General features: G+C 63.1%; 18 protein-coding genes and 1 tRNA gene. 9 read left to right on the top strand and 10 right to left on the bottom strand.

The genetic code is table 11. From position 1 onward, the window contains the following. Positions 1 to 72: 72 nt before the first annotated feature. From FE851_RS06185 to FE851_RS06175, 3 genes are read left to right on the top strand one after another with little or no spacing between them, the layout of a single operon-like run. Positions 73 to 486, top strand: coding sequence for a hypothetical protein (locus tag FE851_RS06185; RefSeq protein ID WP_145200735.1), 414 nt, complete (start codon positions 73 to 75; stop codon positions 484 to 486). Beyond that, positions 473 to 1,207, top strand: coding sequence for a TorF family putative porin (locus FE851_RS06180; RefSeq protein ID WP_315850568.1), 735 nt, complete (start codon positions 473 to 475; stop codon positions 1,205 to 1,207). The genes FE851_RS06185 and FE851_RS06180 overlap by 14 nt, the downstream gene beginning before the upstream one ends. Before the next feature lie 56 nt (positions 1,208 to 1,263). Then, positions 1,264 to 1,659, top strand: a complete 396-nt coding sequence (locus FE851_RS06175; RefSeq protein WP_145200732.1) for an MAPEG family protein — start codon at positions 1,264 to 1,266, stop codon at positions 1,657 to 1,659. On the opposite strand, the gene FE851_RS06170 is transcribed toward FE851_RS06175, so the two are convergent. Further along, on the bottom strand, positions 1,656 to 3,671 hold the full coding sequence (locus FE851_RS06170; RefSeq protein ID WP_145200729.1) for a putative bifunctional diguanylate cyclase/phosphodiesterase: 2,016 nt from the start codon (positions 3,669 to 3,671) through the stop codon (positions 1,656 to 1,658). The two genes, FE851_RS06175 and FE851_RS06170, sit on opposite strands and share 4 nt — an antisense overlap. A gap of 122 nt (positions 3,672 to 3,793) precedes the next feature. Here FE851_RS06170 and moaA point away from each other — a divergent pair, with 122 nt between their 5' ends. The 3 genes from moaA to FE851_RS06155 all read left to right on the top strand — a co-directional run bounded on the left by moaA (position 3,794) and on the right by FE851_RS06155 (position 5,779). Then, the gene (gene moaA, locus FE851_RS06165; RefSeq protein WP_145200726.1) at positions 3,794 to 4,807 is read left to right on the top strand and encodes a GTP 3',8-cyclase MoaA; all 1,014 of its coding nucleotides are present in this window, start codon (positions 3,794 to 3,796) and stop codon (positions 4,805 to 4,807) included. Next, complete coding sequence (locus tag FE851_RS06160) at positions 4,804 to 5,580, top strand: NAD kinase (RefSeq protein WP_017184535.1); 777 nt, start codon at positions 4,804 to 4,806, stop codon at positions 5,578 to 5,580. The genes moaA and FE851_RS06160 overlap by 4 nt, the downstream gene beginning before the upstream one ends. 124 nt (positions 5,581 to 5,704) lie before the next feature. Next, positions 5,705 to 5,779: transfer RNA gene (locus FE851_RS06155), tRNA-Asn, on the top strand. Between the two features lie 67 nt (positions 5,780 to 5,846). On the opposite strand, the gene FE851_RS06150 is transcribed toward FE851_RS06155, so the two are convergent. From FE851_RS06150 to dusB, 7 genes are all read right to left on the bottom strand, one after another. Next, positions 5,847 to 6,791, bottom strand: coding sequence for a glutaminase (locus tag FE851_RS06150; RefSeq protein WP_145200723.1), 945 nt, complete (start codon positions 6,789 to 6,791; stop codon positions 5,847 to 5,849). A 129-nt stretch (positions 6,792 to 6,920) separates the two neighbouring features. Next, complete coding sequence (hfq, locus tag FE851_RS06145) at positions 6,921 to 7,403, bottom strand: RNA chaperone Hfq (protein ID WP_006960545.1); 483 nt, start codon at positions 7,401 to 7,403, stop codon at positions 6,921 to 6,923. A gap of 157 nt (positions 7,404 to 7,560) precedes the next feature. Continuing rightward, positions 7,561 to 8,931: a sigma-54-dependent transcriptional regulator gene (locus FE851_RS06140; RefSeq protein WP_019053683.1), complete on the bottom strand. Its 1,371-nt coding sequence runs from the start codon at positions 8,929 to 8,931 to the stop codon at positions 7,561 to 7,563. Next, complete coding sequence (locus FE851_RS06135; protein WP_145200720.1) at positions 8,921 to 11,176, bottom strand: ATP-binding protein; 2,256 nt, start codon at positions 11,174 to 11,176, stop codon at positions 8,921 to 8,923. Before FE851_RS06135 ends, FE851_RS06140 begins: the two co-directional genes overlap by 11 nt. Positions 11,177 to 11,285: 109 nt before the next feature. Further along, complete coding sequence (gene ntrC / locus FE851_RS06130) at positions 11,286 to 12,737, bottom strand: nitrogen regulation protein NR(I) (protein WP_145200717.1); 1,452 nt, start codon at positions 12,735 to 12,737, stop codon at positions 11,286 to 11,288. Then, on the bottom strand, positions 12,737 to 13,846 hold the full coding sequence (locus tag FE851_RS06125; RefSeq protein ID WP_017184540.1) for a two-component system sensor histidine kinase NtrB: 1,110 nt from the start codon (positions 13,844 to 13,846) through the stop codon (positions 12,737 to 12,739). The genes ntrC and FE851_RS06125 overlap by 1 nt, the downstream gene beginning before the upstream one ends. Next, positions 13,843 to 14,865, bottom strand: coding sequence for a tRNA dihydrouridine synthase DusB (dusB, locus tag FE851_RS06120; protein WP_130753065.1), 1,023 nt, complete (start codon positions 14,863 to 14,865; stop codon positions 13,843 to 13,845). The genes FE851_RS06125 and dusB overlap by 4 nt, the downstream gene beginning before the upstream one ends. Before the next feature lie 98 nt (positions 14,866 to 14,963). On the opposite strand from dusB, the gene FE851_RS06115 reads away from it, so the two are divergent. Continuing rightward, a complete protein-coding gene (locus FE851_RS06115; RefSeq protein ID WP_145200714.1) occupies positions 14,964 to 16,151 on the top strand; it encodes a bifunctional 2-C-methyl-D-erythritol 4-phosphate cytidylyltransferase/2-C-methyl-D-erythritol 2,4-cyclodiphosphate synthase in 1,188 nt (395 codons plus the stop codon). Positions 16,152 to 16,155: 4 nt separating this feature from the next. Further along, a complete protein-coding gene (locus FE851_RS06110) occupies positions 16,156 to 16,674 on the top strand; it encodes a CinA family protein (protein ID WP_017184543.1) in 519 nt (172 codons plus the stop codon). On the opposite strand, the gene FE851_RS06105 is transcribed toward FE851_RS06110, so the two are convergent. After that, positions 16,620 to 17,096 (bottom strand): type II toxin-antitoxin system RatA family toxin, encoded by a 477-nt coding sequence (locus FE851_RS06105; RefSeq protein WP_026002657.1) that lies wholly within the window; start codon positions 17,094 to 17,096, stop codon positions 16,620 to 16,622. The genes FE851_RS06110 and FE851_RS06105 overlap by 55 nt on opposite strands. A gap of 4 nt (positions 17,097 to 17,100) precedes the next feature. Continuing rightward, positions 17,101 to 18,066: a lipoyl synthase gene (gene lipA, locus FE851_RS06100; RefSeq protein ID WP_186378763.1), complete on the bottom strand. Its 966-nt coding sequence runs from the start codon at positions 18,064 to 18,066 to the stop codon at positions 17,101 to 17,103. A 44-nt stretch (positions 18,067 to 18,110) separates the two neighbouring features. On the opposite strand from lipA, the gene FE851_RS06095 reads away from it, so the two are divergent. Next, complete coding sequence (locus FE851_RS06095) at positions 18,111 to 18,749, top strand: carbonic anhydrase (protein ID WP_017184546.1); 639 nt, start codon at positions 18,111 to 18,113, stop codon at positions 18,747 to 18,749. Positions 18,750 to 18,752: the final 3 nt, after the last annotated feature.

The following is an 18,752-nucleotide window of genomic DNA, read 5'->3' as shown; positions in this document are numbered from 1 at the left end:
AACAGTGACGATCTAAATCACGCTGCTGACGATCAGGCAAGATAGCCCGACGTCGCAAAGCAGGAGAAATATATGAGCATGTCCCTTATCGCGATGGCCGCCGCTGCCGCGGCTTCGCATAGCGTTGCGATCGATCATCATGGGATGCAGGTTCAGGCCAATTACACCGCGCGACTGGTGGTCAACGCGCGCACGGTGGGCGCACGAACCCCCAACCGGATGGATATGCAGCGGTGCAAATGGACCGCGCGGGTCCAGATAGACCGCAGCCTTGCCCATGGTCCCGCACTCGCCCGCACCATCGCCACCGATCCATTGGCGTCGGGCAGCGATAGCGCGGCCTGTCCGCCGAGCGACCGTTTCCGCAAGGATATTGCCGAACGCCATCAGGGCCAGGTTCAGGCCCAGTTGGCGGCAGCCGTGGCGCAGGACCGCGCGCCATTGCTGGCGGAACTGGACATGGTGCGCAATCTTGCGTCCAACTGATCCGCGTTACGGCATCCTTTGGGCGGCGATGCTCGTCACCGCCGCCCATGCCATGCCAGCCGTCGCGCAAAGTCCGGGTCTCGACGCATCTGTCGAGGCGATGAGCGATGAGCGGCGGCGGGGTATCAGCTGGAGCGATGGTGATCCGGCACTGCGCCTGGGCCTGTCCGTTCCCGTCACGAATGGTTTGAGCATCGAAAGTGCTGCGACCGGCCTGTGGGGCAGCACGCGGCATGCTGGGGCGGATGGCGTCATCGACGCCGGGTTGAACTGGACCCGGCAACTGGGCGGCTGGCGGCTGTCGGCCCAGGGGCGTTACCATATGTTTCCGGGTGCATCGGGCCAGGACTATGGCGAAGTCGGCGCCGTTGCGGGCTTTCTCCTTGGCCCCGCCAGTATCGATTTCGGCGCGCACTATGCGCCCCATCAGTCGGCCATAGGTGGCGACAATCTCTATCTGTCCATAGCAGGCGCGATAGCACTGCCGAACACGCCCTTCACCTTGTCCGGCCATGTCGGCCGATCATCGGGCGATGCTGACGATCCGGCTCGTTCTGCCCGTTTGCGGCCTGACGGCACCTACCGCGATCATGGCATCGCGCTGGACTGGTATCGCGGGCGATGGTTTGCAGGATTGCGCTACAGCGGCACCAGCATCGGCGGACCCGCGCGCCGCGACGCGGGCGATACGCTGATCGCGCGAGCGGGGTTCAGCTTTTAATTGCCGCTTCCCCGGCATCGGCTTACCCTCTGCCTGTCAACAGAGGGACTATTGTCATGCCGATCGAACTGACGATCCTTGCCTGGGCCATGATTTTGCTGACGGCGCATGTCTTTGCCGCGGCGCACGCCAAAACCCGGCAATATGGCGCGCACTGGAATATGGGCGCACGCGACGAATCGCTACCGCCGCTCAATGCCCTGGCAGGCAGGCTGACGCGGGCGCAGGCGAATTTTCAGGAAACGCTGCCAATCGCGATCGTCGCTCTGATCGGCGTGGTAGTGGCAGGACGAACCAGTGACATGACGGCGCTGGGCGGCTGGATATGGATCGGCGCACGCATCGCCTATCTTCCCATCTATGCGCTGGGCATCCCCATGGTCCGCACGCTCATCTTCATGATCAGCCTGATCGGCCTCGGCATGGTGTTGTGGCCGCTGCTGGGCCTTTAGCCCGCCAGCACCAGCGCAACCAGATCGGCCGATGAAACCCCCGCCGATCGCAGGAAGCCCTGATAGAAATCGCACCCTTCGCGCGCCAGCAGATCAAGCTGTTGCTGCGTTTCGACGCCTTCGGCCACGACCTTGAGGCCCAGCGACTTGGCCATGTGGATGACGCCGCGCACGACGATCCGGTCCCGCGCCGTTCCGGCAATATCCTGCGCCAGCCCGCTGTCGATCTTGAGATAGTCGAGCGGCAGGCTCTTGAGATAGGCGAGGCTGGAATAGCCAGTGCCGAAATCGTCGATCGCGACCGCCAACCCCTCGGACCGAAGCGCGGTCAGCAGCACAGAGGCGGCATCGACATCCTCGATCAATCCGCTTTCGGTGATCTCCACCGTCAGGCGGGACCGGGGAAAACCGCTTCGGTCGACGATCGCCAGCAACCCGGCCATAAACCCCGGCTGGGCAATATCCGCAGCGGTCACATTGATCGACAGCCGCAGCGTCGAGAGCGCGCGCGGCCACGCCGCCGCCTGCCGCAACGCTTCCGCCTGAATATGCGCCGACAGCGGCAGCATATAATCGGATCGCTCGGCGGTAGCGAACAATATGCCTGCGCCCAGCGGCCCATATTGCGGGTGGTTCCAGCGCGCCAGCGCCTCGACCCCGCTAATGACCTCCGAATCGACCGGATATTGCGGCTGGAACACGATGCCTATCTCGCCCCGCTCTAGCGCAAGCCGCAGGTCGGTTTCCAACTGGTCAGGATCGACCTGACGGCTGTGCCGATCGGTCGACAGGATGCGGATGCCCTCCCCGCCCGCCTGTCGTGCATCCGCCAGCGCAGTCCCGGCACGGCGCAGCAAATGGGTCGCATCGTCTTCGGGCCGCGCCTGGGCTATGCCGCAACGGGCGATCAGGCGGATAAGATGGTCCCCCGCGCTGAACGGGCGGCCGATCGCCGCGATCAACTGGCGCGCCAGAAAGGTCGCCCGATCGCTGCCCGCCGCTTCGCCGGTCAGGCCGACCAGAAATTCGGTGCCGGTTATGCGTGCGACCATCGCACCGGGCGCGACATCGTCGACCATCCGTTCGATCCGCCGCGCGATCCGGCCAAGCAATGCGTCGCCGACGACCTGGCCATAGGCCGCGTTCATCCGTTCAAACTGACTGATCGACAGCAATATGGCGGTCGTCGCCAGGCCCGTACGGCGATCCAGCCAGTCCAGCGCCGCCTGTCGCGATCGCAGGCCGGTCAGATAATCGCGGCTGGCCAGATCCCGCTCCTGCGCGTCGGACAGCCATTCAACATCGGCGGCAACCACCCCCTGCTCGATCCGCAGATGATGCACCAGCCGGTTGCCCGGCCGGTCGGGCAGATCATGCGCCAGTGCAGCAGGTCGCCCGGCACGCATCATCGCGCGCAGTGCCGTCAGCACCGCGCGCCGTTCCGCCCTTGGCAGACGGCGGATCAGCGTCGCAGGATGAACCTGCGCCATGGGCAGGTCGAGATGACGGGCCAGACTTTCGCTCAGCCGCAGCAGCGAATCGCCGCGTCCCAATTCCCAATAGAGCGCGTCGCCCCGTCGGATGCGCTGCGCGCGCTGACTGGGCGATGCTCCACCGCCCAATCGCTCCACCAGCCGCTGGGCGGACGCCAGCACGGCGCGCAGTGACGCCTCGCTATAGGGTGCGGTCAGAAAATGGGTCGCGCCCGCCGCCAGCAGATCAGGGATGATCGCTTCGTCCGCCTTGTCGACCAGCACGATCAGCGCGCCGCCACCCGCCTCCATCGCGGGGACGAGCGGAGCCAGCAATTTAGCTTCCCCGCCGCCTGAACGCATATCGACCAGCGCAACCTGCGCTTCGCTCCGCAAATAGCGTTGCGGTGCCTCTCGCGCGCGTCTGGCGCCGATCGCGCGCCAGCCGGCTGACCGCGCGGCATGGCACAGTCCGTCCCGGTCGCCGGGCGACAGGATGAACAGGCTGCGCTGTCCGTCTTCGGCCTGATCCGCGATCACTGATATGGTCCCCTGAACGCGCGCATCGTGCCGCCTTAGCAGCAACGGGTTACCGACGTCTTGCCTCTACCGCAACCGGGCTGCCCTTGCGCCGGGCAAGTCCATCGCCTAGCTAGGTTGCCATGGCCATGGCGGACCCCTCGCGCGCGCAGATGACCGACGGCCTGGGCCGCCGGATCAGCTATTTGCGCATATCCGTCACGGACCGCTGCGACCTGCGTTGCCGCTATTGCATGGCGGAAAAGATGCAGTTCCTGCCCAAAAATCAGGTGCTCACGCTGGAGGAGATCGCGCTGCTGGCCGACCTGTTCGTGGCGCGCGGCATCAACAAGATCAGGCTGACCGGCGGCGAACCGCTGGTGCGGCGCGATATTGGCGATCTGGTGCGCCGGATCGGGCGGCATCTGGGCAGCGGGCTGGACGAACTGACGCTGACGACCAATGGCACCCAGCTGGCCGACCATGCCGACATGCTGGCCGACGCAGGGGTGCGCCGGATCAACGTCAGTCTGGACAGCCGCGACCCAGCGCGCTTTGCCCATGTCACCCGTGGCGGCAATATTGCCGCGGTGTTCGCCGGGCTGAAAGCGGCGCAATCGGCGGGACTGGCGATCAAGATCAACATGGTGGCGCTCAAGGGCATCAATGATGATGAAATCCTGCCAATGCTGCGCTGGTGCGACGCCGAAGGGCTGGACCTGACCCTGATCGAAACGATGCCGTTGGGCGAGACGGGCGAGGACCGCACCGACCATTATCTGCCCTTGAGCGAGGTAGCGGATGACATTCGCGCGCGCCACGCATTGACGCCCCTGCCCGACCGCACCGGCGGCCCGGCGCGCTATCATGCGGTCGCCGGGATGACAGCACGGCTTGGCCTCATCACCCCGCTCACCAATAATTTCTGCGCCGATTGCAACCGCATTCGCATGACGTGCGAGGGCAAGATTTTCATGTGCCTTGGCCATGAGGATCATGTCGATTTCAAGACGGCCCTGCGTGAAGGCGGACTGGCTGCTGTCGAGCCGCTGATCGATCGCGCGCTGCGTTTGAAGCCAGCGCGCCACGATTTCCGCATCGGTACGGGTGAAACCGCGCCTGCGACGCGCCGCCACATGAGCGTCACCGGCGGATGAGCGACGAAATGCGGCGTGCGCTGGTCGTGTCCCCCACCCAGGCGGCCAAGGCTGCCGAGGAACGGCTGCGCGCCACTTATGATTTCGTGCCGGTCGAGGAGGCCGAGATGATCATCGCGCTGGGCGGCGATGGCTATATGCTCCAGACGCTCCACGCGATGCTGGAAGCGCGGCGGATCGTCCCCGTGTTCGGCATGAACCTTGGCACGGTCGGCTTCCTGATGAATGAATGGCGGCTGGAACGGCTGGAGCAGCGGCTGGAAGCGGCCAAGATGTTCAAGGTCAATCCGCTGCGCATGATCGTCGATACGGTCGATGGTGAGCGGTTTTCGATCCCGGCCATTAACGAAGTGTCGCTGCTGCGCGAAACCCGCCAGACCGCCAAGCTGGAGGTGCAGGTCAATGGGCGCGTCGTCCTGCCTGAACTGGTGTGCGACGGCGTGTTGGTGGCGACTCCCGCCGGGTCGACCGCCTATAACCTGTCCGCTCATGGCCCCATCCTGCCGCTGGGATCGGCGCTGGTCGCATTAACCCCGATCAGTCCGTTCCGGCCGCGTCGCTGGCGCGGCGCCATCCTGCCGGAAAATACCGTCATCCGCTTCACCGTGCTTGATCCGGTCAAGCGCCCTGTCAGCGCCGTGGCCGACCAGCGCGAAGTGCGCGATGTCGCCCAGGTGGAGGTCAAGATCGACCGTGCGACGCCACTGACCCTGCTGTTCGACCCGGAACATACGCTGGACGACCGCATCGCGGCCGAACAATTCATCGCCTGAACAGGCGGTTTGACAGCGCCAAAGCCCGGCCTGACGGGGAGCCAAAAAAATCATCAGATTAGCGCTTGCCAATTCTTAAAAGCCGCTGCTATAGGCGCGGCCTGCCCGGCGGAAGTCGGGCTGCTCCCCGATAGCTCAGCGGTAGAGCATTCGACTGTTAATCGAATGGCCGTAGGTTCGAATCCTACTCGGGGAGCCAGTTTTTCCTGCCAGCGCGGCGATACTGCCGCCCACGGTGCGGGCTCCAAACTATCCGATGATCACTGTCAGCCGCGCTCATCCGGCGGGCTGAATACCGACCAGCCGGTTCGGCGGGCGAGTTCTTCGAGCGCCAGCGTGCCAAGGCAGCTATTGCCGCTGGCATTGAGGCCCGGTGACCAGACCGCGATCGCGGCACGGCCCGGTACGATCGCCAATATACCGCCGCCAACGCCCGACTTGCCAGGGATGCCGACACGAAAGGCGAAGTCACCCGATGCGTCATAATGGCCGCAGGTGAGCATCAGCGCGTTGATACGGCGAGCGCGGCGCGGCGAGATGACCCGGCCACCGCCCGGATGCCGGCCATCCAGCATCAGATAGCGACCGGCCAACGCCAATTGCCGGCAACTCATTTCGATCGCGCATTGATGGATGTAGCTTCCCAGCACCAGTTCGGCAGGATGGCGTACATTGTCAAAGGCGCGCATATAATTGGCGAGCGCCATGTTGCGAAATCCGGTGGCGGTTTCGGACGCGGCAACGGCCTCGTTAATGGCAATGCTGTCATCGCCGGCCAGATAGCGTATGAAGCGAAGCATCTCGCCAATGGCGACACGCGGCTCGTGACCGCCCAGATTGACGTCGGCGACGACGATCGCACCAGCATTGATGAAAGGATTGCGCGGGATGCCCTGCTCATGTTCCAGCTGGGTGATCGAATTGAACGCATTGCCCGACGGTTCGCGCCCGACCCGGTCCCACAGCTGATCGCCGACCTTGCCGAGCGCCAGCGTAAGCGCAAACACTTTGGACACGGACTGGATCGAAAAGCCGGTGTCGGCGTCTCCGCCGGTCAGCATCCGGCCATCGGCGGTAGCGATGGCGATACCAAATTGCGCCGGGTCGATCGTGGCAAGTTCCGGAATATAGGTCGCAACCTGCCCACGATCCTCCATCGACGCCATGGTGGCCGTAATATCGGCAATGACGGCAGACAGATCGAGGCTCATGCCCGCGCCGTGCCCCTGTTGTGCAAAGCCGAAAGGCCGTATCGAAGGATCATACACATCGCATGATGTCTCGATACGGCCTTTCCAGACGCTCTATAGAAGGGAAGCGACCAAGCGCGCCGTGCAGGATCAGTCGTCCTGTTCGTTTTCGCCCGACAGGTCGAGCGAATGGAGCGGCTGAACCGTCGAAATGGCGTGCTTGTAGACAAGCTGAACCATCCCGTCGCGCTCCAGCAACATGCAGAACAGATCAAAGGCGGCGATTTCGCCCTGAAGCATTACGCCATTGACCAGGAACATGGTCACCGGGCTGCCAGACTTGCGCACCGCAGTCAGGAAGATTTCCTGCAACAGCTTGGCCTTGCCATTGCCATCGCTCGCCTTGCGCAGATCGGTCAGATCCATCGACTGGGCAGGCATCACGGTGGAAATCGCGTGCTTGTACACCAGTTGGGACTGGCCATCGCGGCGCAGCAGCACGGAAAAATTGTCGAACCAGGTGATGATGCCCTGCAACTTTACGCCCTTGACCAGAAACATGGTCACCGGGGTCTTGCTCTTGCGCAGGCTGTTCAGGAAAATATCCTGAAGATTGTTCACTTTATCGGCCATGGTCTCTGCCGGTCCTTTATTCTTGGCGGGACGTTACCCGCTCTTGCACCCCTGGGCAGGGTGTCTTGCCTGCCCCCGCTTGTCGGGGGTCAGGAACAATCGTATCGCAATTGCGAAGGGGCGTCCATGGGGAATGGCACGCCCCTGATCGCTGTTGCTATTCCTTGCCGTCAGTGATGCCCAACAGCTTGAGTTTACGGTGCAATGCCGATCGCTCCATGCCGATGAAAGTAGCCGTGCGCGATATATTGCCGGAAAAACGGCGGATCTGGATACGCAGATATTCCCGCTCGAAACTTTCGCGCGCTTCCCGCAACGGCGCGCCCATGATGGCGGACTGCCCCATACCTTCGCCGCCGCCACTGCTGGTCAGTTCGGCGGGCAGCATGTCCAGTTCGATCCGGCCAATCCGATCACCGGGCGCCAGGATCATCGTGCGTTCGATGACATTGCGCAACTGACGGACGTTACCCGGCCATTCATTGGCCTGCAGGGCGGCCATCGCGTCACTCGCCATATCTGGCGGCGGCACGCGCCGTTCCGCGGCGAAGCGGGCGAGATAATGTTCGACCAGCGGCGGAATATCATCGCGCCGTTCGGACAGGGGCGGAATGACCAGCGGCACGACGTTCAGCCGATAGAAAAGATCCTCCCGGAAGCGGCGCTCTTCAATCTCGGTCGACAGATCGCGCGCGGTCGAGGAAATGACCCGTACATCGACCTTGACCTGGCGCTGGCCACCCACACGGGTGAAGCTCTGGTCGGTCAGGACGCGCAATATCTTGCCCTGCGTCGTGATCGGCATGTCGGCAACTTCGTCGATATAGAGCGTGCCGCCATGCGCCTGTTCCAGATAGCCCGGACGGACCAGACCGCTCTGATCCTCCAGACCGAACAGTTCCTCCTCTACCCGGTCCGGGTCCATCCGGGCGGCGGCGACGATGATGAAAGGCGAATCAGCACGCCCGCTCCAGCTATGGAGCATCCGCGCGGCGACTTCCTTGCCGACGCCCGCCGGGCCGGAAATGAGGACGCGGCTGCCGGTTCCCGCGACCTTCTTGATCGTGGCGCGCACGCCGTTGACCGCCGCCGATGTCCCGGTCAGTTCATCATCCTGCCCGAACCGCGCGCGCAACACCTGATTTTCGCGCCGCAACCGTTCCGTCTCGGTTGCTCGGCTGACCAGATGCAGCAGCCGGTCGGCCTCGAACGGCTTTTCGATGAAATCGGCGGCGCCCTTGCGGATCGCGGCGACGGCCGTGTCGATATTGCCATGGCCGGAAATCATCAGCACCGGAATCGTCGGATCGCGCCGCTTGATCTCGTCCAGCAGCTCCAGGCCATCCATGCGCGATCCCTGCAACCACACGTCCAGCAGGACCAGCGATGGACGGCGCGAATCCAGCGCCTCGATCGCGCTGTCGCTGTTGGCGGCGGTGCGTGTGGTAAAGCCCTCATCCTCCAGCACACCCGCGACCAGATCGCGAATATCCTCTTCATCATCGACTATCAGAATATCAAGCGCCATTGGCCGTCACTTTTCCTTTGGGCATGGCGATAGCCTGCCCTTCTTCCAATTTTTCCAGCGCCGCCGCAGCAAAGCGCAATGTTACCGATGCGCCGCCCCCCTGCGCGTCGTCGAAACGAATTTCCCCCAGATGCTCCTCGACAATCTTCTTGACGATGGCGAGGCCCAGACCCGTCCCCTTGGTCCGCGTGGTCATATAGGGTTCCAATATGCGCTCCCGTTCGGGGGGCAGGCCGATACCGTCATCGCGCACGGTGATGACCAGATCCTCGTCCACCTGCGCGACCTGCATCGATATATGCCCGCGCGGCTGACCGTCTGCCGGTTCGGGCTTGGGCTCGATGGCTTCCACCGCATTCTTGACGATGTTCGTCAGCGCCTGTCCCAACTGGCGCCGGTCGCATACCAGTTCCAGATCAGGCGCGTCGGCATGATAATCAAAGCGAATGTCGGGATGCGCCACTTCGTGCAGGAACAGCGCGTGTCGGGCAATATCGCCCACCGTCTCGCGCCGGAACACGGGTTTGGGCATCCGCGCGAAAGAGGAGAATTCATCAACGATACGGCGCAGGTCGCCCACCTGCCGCACGATCGTGCCCGTCAACCGGGTGAAGGTCGACCGGTCGCTGCTGATTTCGTCGGCATAGCGACGCTGGAGCCGTTCTGCGGCCAGTTGAATCGGCGTCAGCGGATTCTTGATCTCATGCGCGATGCGGCGGGCCACGTCGGACCAGGCAGCGCGGCGCTGGTCGGATAGCTGCTGCGTAATGTCGTCGAAGGTCAGGATATGGCCGGACGCATCGTCCGATACCTTGACCGCCAGCGTCCGCAAATCGCCATGGGCGCGGACCTGCACGATCCCCGCGCTTTCGTCCGAGGCGATCAGGTCTGCCAGATCGACCGACACGTCGCTGAGCAGGCGGCCGACCGGGTCGTCGCCTTCCTCCACCAATATCGCCGCAGCCGATCGGTTGAGCAACTGGATCACGCCCTTGCGATCGACCGACAGCACGCCAGCAGTCACGCCCGACAGGATCGCCTCGATAAAGGCGCGGCGTTCGTCCAGCTGACTGTTGGCGGCGACCAGCGCCCCGGTCTGCGCCTCCAGCCGCTGGGTCATGCGATTGAAGGCGGACGCCAGCGTGCCGATTTCGTCGCGGGCAAGCGGGCTGGTGACACGCGCGGACAGATCACCCGCCGTGATCCGGCGGGCCGCCGTCACCAGTTCATTGACAGGCCGGACCATCCAGTCGGCAACGGCCAGCGCGATATAGACCGCAATGCCCACCAGCAGCAGCGATCCCACAAACAGGGCGATGTTGAAGCGGAGCTGCAACGCGCGCGATTGCGCCGAAAACATATCATAATCGGCGATCACCTTTTGCGCGCGCTCGACATTGCTGAACGCCCAGGACCCGGAATCGCGGGTGGCATAAAGATAGATTTTCGAATTCGGATAGAGCAGCGTCACAGCCTCGATCTGCTGCGGCTTGGCCTGCACGACCACATTTTCGCCTGCGTTCAGCCGCTTGATCACGGCATCCGTCAACATCTGCGCGGCGGGGCGGTTTTCCGGGTCGACCGTGGCGGCGGTGCGGGCGACGCCATCCTTGCCGACTTCGATGATGGCCGAACGATTGAGTTTGCGGGTTACGACCTGATAGATGAAGCCCTCGGCAAAGCGCGGGCTGCTGACCTTCGACTGGGCCAGATAGTCGCGCAGATCGCTCGCCATGGTGACCGTTTCATCGCCGACTTCGCGCAGATTTTGCTCATAATAACCGCGCGCCAGATCGCTGGCATTTTGCAACATTCCGCGCGCGCTGTCGGAAAACCAGAACTGCACGCCATATTGAAACAGGAGCGAGGCGAAGATCACGACCAGCAGCATGGGAACGCTGGCAACGATCGAGAAGATGGCGACCAGCCGAACGTGCAACTGGCCATCGCTGCCAATGGCCGAAGCCGCCGCGCGCCGCTTGGCGACACGCCGCCCCAGCAGCACCAGCAGGGCGATGGCAGGCACCAGATTGGCGACCAGCAACAGCGCCACGATCGGCGGGGTCAGCAGCGCATAGGATTGGCCGCTACTCGATACGAGTCGGTAGGTCAGCACCGCCATGCCCACGAACAGCGCCAGGGTCACAGCTTCGACCAGCGCCGCCAGACGCCGTCGGCGCAGGAAAGGCGGCAAATGCTTCCGCCATCCAGGCACCCGCCGTGAAACTGTAGTCGCGCCGCTCATAGTGGCTTTGTTACAACAACCCCGTGCCCGATCAAACACAGTAATTGTCGCTTCTGCTGTTACTGGTCGATCCAGGCCATCCGTTCGTCTCGCACGATGATGATCTGGATCAATCAATCAGGCGCAGTTGCAGCGGGTCCAGCCCATAATCGGTCAGCTTCTTGCGCAGCGTATTGCGGTTGATGCCCAGCAAGCCGGCGGCGCGGATCTGGTTGCCATCGACCGTCGCCAGCACTTCCTGCAACAGGATCGGCTCGATGACAGCCAGCAGGTCATCATGCAGGTTGCGGTTGGGCTGACCGATGCCGACGCCCAATTGCCGCCGCGCCCAGTCGCGCACGGCATGGGCCAGATGATCGGCAGGGGCGGCATAGTCGGCCGGAACCGCCTCCAACGGCAGCATGTTGCGCAATATCTCGCCAGTGATGACATTTTCGCGGCTCAGCACCGCCAGACGCTGCATCATATTCTGCAATTCGCGGACATTGCCCGGCCAGTGATAGACCATCAGCAATTGGGTCGCATCGTCCGCCAGCGTCTTGCGCGGCAAGCCTTCCTGCGCGGCGCGCTCCAGAAAATGGCGGGCGAGCAGGATCACATCCTCGCGCCGTTCACGCAGCGCGGGCAGGGAAATCGGCACGACATTCAGGCGATAATAGAGGTCTTGCCGGAACCGGTTTTCCTCGATCAGTTGCGGCAGATGCTTGTTGGTCGCCGCGATAATGCGGACATTGACCCGAACAGGTTTGGAGCCGCCAACCGTCGTCACTTCGCCCGATTGCAACACCCGCAGCAGCCGGGTCTGCGCCTCCATCGGCATGTCGCCGATTTCGTCGAGGAACAGCGTGCCACCCTGCGCCTGCTCGAATTTCCCGGCGGTACGGGCGTGGGCGCCGGTGAAAGCGCCCTTTTCATAACCAAATAGTTCTGCTTCGATCAATTCGCGCGGGATGGCGGCCATGTTGATCGCGACGAAAGGCTTGGTCCGGCGCTGGCCCAGACTGTGGATGGCTTCGGCCACCAATTCCTTGCCGGTGCCCGATTCGCCCAGCACCAGGATCGACAGGTCGTTGGACAGCACGCGCGCAATGGTCCGATAGACTTCCTGCATCGCAGGCGATCGCCCGACGAGCGGCAGCCCGTCATGGGGTAGAGCCCCCTCTCCCTCCTCCACCTCTCCATTTTCAGCCTCCCGGGTGCCCAGCGCATCGGACACGGCACGAGTCAGTTCGTTCAGATCGAACGGCTTGGGCAGATATTCAAACGCGCCCTTTTCGGTCGCGCGAATCGCCGTGTTGAGCGTGTTCTGCGCCGACAGGATGATGACGCTGAGCGCCGGGCGGTCGGCGATGATGTCAGCCACCCCTTCCAACCCGTCGCCATCGGGCAGCATCACGTCCGTGATCAGCACATCGGGCGTGAAACTGTCCATCAGGGCGGCGCGCTCGCGGATCGACCCGGCGGTCTTGACCTTGTGCCCCTGCCGCCGCAGCGCTTCACCAACCACCACGCAGATAGCCGGATCATCATCGACCACCAGCACCGTTCCCGTCGCGGCCATCAGCCCATCCCCATCGGCAACAGGATGCGGAAGGTGGATTCGCCTGCCTCCGCATCGCGCGCATATTGCACAAATCCGTTCATATCCCGCACCAGCTTGTCCACCAGCGCCAGGCCCAACCCCTGCCCATCGCGCTTGCCGGTGATGAAGGGGTTGAAGAGATGGTCCAGAATATGTTCCGGCACCCCCGGTCCATTGTCGACCACCACGATCTCGATGGGCAGCACCGCACTGCCCTTGCCTCCGCCAACCATCACCGACACACCGTGCCGGAACGCCGTTTCGACCCGAATGCGGGGCTTGGCGACATGCTCCAATGCCTCCGCAGCATTTTTGAGCAGGTTGATCATGACCTGTACCAGCGCATCGTCATTGATATTGGCGAATGGCAGGGATGGGTCATAACGCTTTATAATACGGATATTTCTTGCAAATCCTGCTGCGGCGATGTCTGCCGCCCGGTCGATCAGGGGATAGATGTTGCCCGGACGACATTCCAGCGTGCGATCGGTGGTAAAATCCTGCATCCGGTCGATCAGCGCCGCGATCCGATCAACCTCATTGCAGATCAGTTGGGTCAGCGCCGCATCGCGCCCGCCCTGCCCACCTTCCAGCAATTGGGCCGCGCCGCGTATGCCCGACAGCGGGTTCTTGATCTCATGCGCCAGAATAGCCGCCGCGCCCATGGCGGATCGCGCACCGCCCGACGTGCCGCGATGGCCGATCTTGCGTGCTTGGCTTTGCGCATGGAGCGACACGACACGCCAGCCGTCATGATCGACGATCGGCGCGATCATCAGGTCGACCTCCATTTCGGCGGTGCGCCCGGCATGGACCTTGATATCATAGGCAGCGATCGGCTTCTGACTGTGCCAGATGTCGAAGCGCGCCCCCGCCTCCGCGATACGAATGGTGCGTGCGACATCGCTGCCGACGATGGCGGAACGGGCCATGTTGAGCAGGGTTTCGGCGCGCACATTGGCTTCGGCAATGCTGTTGTCGGGCCGGACCAACAAAGTCGCCACCGGCAGCGCCGTCATCTGTTCGGCCAGCGATGGCCCGTCCTGCTGCATCCGTAGCGGCGGCACCAGCGGCTGCGCGCCGGTCATGCCGCCTGACGCGCATCCACCGCCTCTGCACCGCCTGCAATCAGCGGTTCGTAGAAGCGGGCGAGCATGTCCAGAACCTTGTCCGCGTTCGGCTCTTGATTGACCGCATGGCGGAACTCGGCCGATCCGGTCAGCCCCTTGGTGTACCAGCCGATATGCTTACGTGCCATATTGACACCGGTATAATTATCATAATGTTCGAGCATTGCCTTATAATGCCCTATGATAACGTGATATTGTTCTTCCAGCGTTGGGTCGGGCACGCGCTCGCCCCGGTCGAGCCATGCCATGACCTGACTGATCAGCCAAGGTCGCCCATAGGCACCCCGCCCGATCATCACCCCGTCCGCGCCGCTCTGTTCCAGCGCCATATCCGCGTCTTCGATCGAACAAATGTCGCCATTAGCGATGACCGGCAGCTTGACGGCGTCCTTGACGGAACGGATGAAACCCCAATCCGCCGATCCCTTGTACATCTGGCAGCGGGTCCGACCGTGAACGGTAATCAGCTTCGCGCCCAGATCCTCGGCAATATGCGCCAGTTCAGGCGCGTTGAGGCTACTATGGTCCCAGCCCATCCGCATCTTGACCGTCACGGGCACGTCCACCGCCTCGACCGTCGCCTTGATCAGCGCGGCGGCCAGCGGCAGGTCGCGCATCAGTGCGCTCCCCGCGTCACCATTGACCACCTTCTTGACCGGGCAGCCCATATTGATGTCGATGATCGCCGCTCCCCGATCCGCGTTGAGCTTCGCGGCATCGGCCATTTCGGCGGGTGAGCAGCCAGCCAATTGCATCGACACCGGTTCTTCCAGCGGATGCCAGGCGGCCTTTTGCAAAGACTGGCGGGTTTCCCGGATCATCGCCGCAGTCGCGATCATCTCCGTCACATTGAGGCCGCAGCCATAGCGGCGCACCAATGTGCGGAACGGCATGTCAGTTACGCCAGTCATCGGCGCCAGCACGACGGGCATGTCGATCGTCAGCGGACCGATGGATATGGGGGAAAGCCTGCGCATGATACTCAAAGGATAGTGCCTAAAAAACAGGCAGCCCATAGCGGTTATTGGTCGATGGAGCAAGCGAAGGGGTCTGGCGGGGGTGCGTGCAAGCGTCTATGCCCCGCGCCATGACTGACAACAGGCACAGGACCGTTGCCCTGCTGGTAGCTGCTGGCACCGGCAGTCGCGTGGGCGGCGACATTCCCAAGCAATTCCGAACCATCGGTGGCAAGGCTGTTATCCTCCATGCCGTCGACGCCATGATGGCGCATGGAGGGATCGATGCGATCCACCTGGTCATCGGCGCCGGGCAGGAAACGCAGGTGCGCGCGCTGCTGGCGGATCGCGCCATTGCTGGCTTGACCGAAGGCGCCGACAGTCGGCGCGGGTCGGTGCGCGCGGGGCTGGAAGCGATTACGGCAACGGGCGGGGCCGATCGGGTGCTGATCCACGACGCCGCGCGGCCTTTCGTGCCTACTGCCGTGATAGACCGGCTGCTCGGCGCGCTCGACGATGCGCAGGGGGCGATTCCGGTGCTGCCGGTCGCCGATACGCTGGTGCGGGGTGCGGATGGCGCGATGGGCGATGGCGTCGCGCGCGATGGCCTGTTTCGGGTCCAGACGCCGCAAGCCTTCATGTTCGACACGATATTGGCCGCGCACCGCTGCTGGGACGAAAGCCGCGAAGCCACGGACGACGCGCAGATTTTGAAAGAGCAGGGTCATGATGTCATATTGGTCGCTGGCGATGAAGGGCTGGAAAAATTGACCTATCCACAGGATTTCGCCCGCGCAGAGGCCCGGCTGGCAAGCGCCCGCACTGTGCGCGTTGGCATGGGCTATGACGTCCATCGCCTCGCCGCGGATGAAGAATTATGGCTGGGCGGCATTCGCGTACCCCATGATCGCGGGCTGGCCGGGCATAGCGACGCCGACGTGGCGCTGCACGCAATCGTCGATGCGTTGCTGGGCGCATTGGCGGAGGGCGACATCGGCAGCCACTTTCCACCATCCGACCCGCAATGGCGCGGGGCGTCGTCCGACCGCTTCCTCGCTTATGCGGGCGACCGGGTCGCAGCGCGCGGCGGGACGATCGATCATGTCGACCTGACCATCATCTGCGAAGCGCCAAAGATCGGCCCTCATCGCGACGCCATGCGGGCACGGATCGGGGAGATACTGGGCCTGCCGGTAGACCGGATCAGCGTGAAGGCGACCACGACCGAACGGCTGGGTTTTACAGGGCGGCGCGAAGGTATTGCGGCGCAAGCGGTTGCCACCCTCTCCCTTCCCGCGCTATCCTGATCCCATGCCAGACAGCATTCTTCCCCCCATCCTGGTCGAACTTGCCGACCGGGTCATCATCGCCAACCGTCGTGCCGGGCGGACCATCGCCGTCGCCGAAAGCTGCACCGGGGGACTGGTGTCCGCCGCGCTCACGGAAATCGCAGGCTCGTCCGACGTGTTCGAGGCAGGATTCGTCACTTATTCCAATGATATGAAGGCGGAACTTCTAAAGGTTTCGCATGATGTGCTGGAAACATTTGGCGCGGTGTCCATCGCTACGGCCTGGGCCATGGCGCAGGGCGCCTTGCTCAACAGCCATGCCCATGTCGCCGTCGCGATCACCGGGATCGCCGGGCCGGGCGGGGGAACGGAGCAAAAACCGGTTGGCACCGTGGTGTTCGCCCGCGCCGAACGCGGGGCAAGCCCCGACAAGATCGTCGCGGACATGCGGCATTTTGATAATGATGGCCGCGGGGGCGTGCGGCTTCAGGCCGCACTGTGCGCGCTCGAACTGCTGCTGCCCGATTCGTCCGGCGCGTAAAGCTGGGCGGCGCGAGTCTCGAACGCGCCGATCATCTTGCGCAGCGCCTTGTCAAACATCTGCCCCGCCAGCATTTCGAACAGCCGGTTCTTGAAGGCGAACTCGACCTCGAAATCGACCAGGACTCCGCCCTGTCCGTCGTCGCGAAAAGCCCATTCATTGTGCAGATGCTTTAGCGGACCGTCGAGATAATCGACCCGGACATGGTCCGGCCGATGCTTATGAACGCGCGAGGTGAAGCTTTCCTTGATCCCCTTGAACCCGACGATCATGTCGGCGACCATTTCCGTGTCGCTATCGGAACGGACTCGGATCGCGCTGATCCAGGGCAGGAATTCGGGATAGCGCGCGACATCGGCGACCAGATCGAACATCTGGGTCGGGCTGTAGGGCAGATGCCGGGTCTCATTATGCCGGTGCATGGGCTTACCGGGCAGCCTTTGCCAGCTTGGCTTCCCGCGCGGCGCGCATTTCGGCGAAGTCTGCGCCAGCATGATAGCTGGACCGGGTGAGCGGACTGGATGCGACTTGCAGGAAGCCCTTCGCCCGCGCGATCGCGGCATAGGCGTTGAAAGCAGCCGGGGTAACGAATTCGATCACCTTGGCATGTTTGGGCGTGGGCTGAAGATATTGGCCCATGGTCAGGAAATCGATGTCTGCGGAGCGCATGTCGTCCATCACCTGATGCACCTCCAGCCGCTCCTCGCCCAGGCCCAGCATGATGCCGGACTTGGTGAAGATGGAGGGATCAAGCCGCTTGACCGACTCCAGCAGCCGCAGCGAGGCATAGTAGCGCGCGCCAGGACGGATGGTCGGGTAAAGGCGCGGAACGGTCTCCAGATTATGATTATAGACGTCGGGCCGCGCCGTGACGATCATCTCGACCGCCCGCTCATGCTTGTTGCGGAAGTCCGGCGTCAAGATTTCGATCGTCGTGCCGGGCGTGGTGCGGCGCAGCGCTTCGATCACCTTCACGAATTGCGACGCGCCGCCATCGGGCAAATCGTCGCGGTCGACAGAGGTGATGACGATATGTTCCAACCCCATTTCGGCGGCGGCATCGGCCAGATTCTGGGGCTCGTTGACGTCAACCTTGCGCGGCATCCCGGTCTTGACGTTGCAAAAGGCGCAGGCCCGCGTGCATACATCGCCCAGGATCATCACCGTCGCATGCTTCTTGGTCCAGCATTCGCCGATGTTCGGGCAGGCCGCTTCCTCGCAAACCGTATTCAACCCCTTGGTCCGCATCAGCTTGCGGGTCTCATGATAGGCCGGACTGGTCGGCGCCTTCACGCGAATCCAGTCGGGCTTGCGCAGACGCTCCGGCTTGGCAGGGTCACCGGGCATGGGGATAGGAGCGATATCGTTCATGCGCCCCAGATAGCGATCCATGGTCACACTTGCCAGCCCCGATATTGTGCGGCACAGACCAGCCCATGACCGATTTTTCAAACATGATCGAAGGCTATCGCCGGTTCCGCCAGACCGGATGGTCCCAGCAGCGCGAGCGGTGGGACGAACTGAACGAAGGGCAAAGCCCCAAGGTGATGATCATCGCCTGTTCCGACAGTCGCGTCGATCCCGCCCAGATTTTCGACACCAATCCAGGCGAGATTTTCGTCGTGCGCAATGTCGCCGCTCTGGTGCCGCCATTTGAAACGACGCCCGGTCGCCACGGCGTGTCGGCGGCGCTGGAATTTGCCGTGCAGGTGCTGGAAGTCGACGAAATCATTGTCATGGGTCATGGCAAATGCGGGGGTTGCAAGGCGGCGCTCAGTCAGGATCTGAAGGACGCCGAACCGGGTGACGGCGGCTTCATCCATAGCTGGATCGAACTGCTGGACCCCGCGCGGGCGAAGGTGATCGCCCAATATGGGGATGATCGCAGCCGGGACGTGGAACGGGCGATGGAGCAGGAAGGCGTCAAGGTCAGCCTTGCCAATCTGCGCACCTTCCCCTGCGTCCGGTCAAAGGAGCGCAAGGGCGAATTGAAACTGATCGGCGCATTCTTTGCCATTTCCGACGGGCAGTTGCATGTCATGGATGAGCAGAGCGGCATCTTCGCGCCTGCCTGAAAG

This window comes from Sphingobium sp. B2 (assembly GCF_007693735.1).
GTDB classification, from domain to species: domain Bacteria; phylum Pseudomonadota; class Alphaproteobacteria; order Sphingomonadales; family Sphingomonadaceae; genus Sphingobium; species Sphingobium xenophagum.
This window is presented reverse-complemented; position numbering and strand designations above follow the sequence as displayed.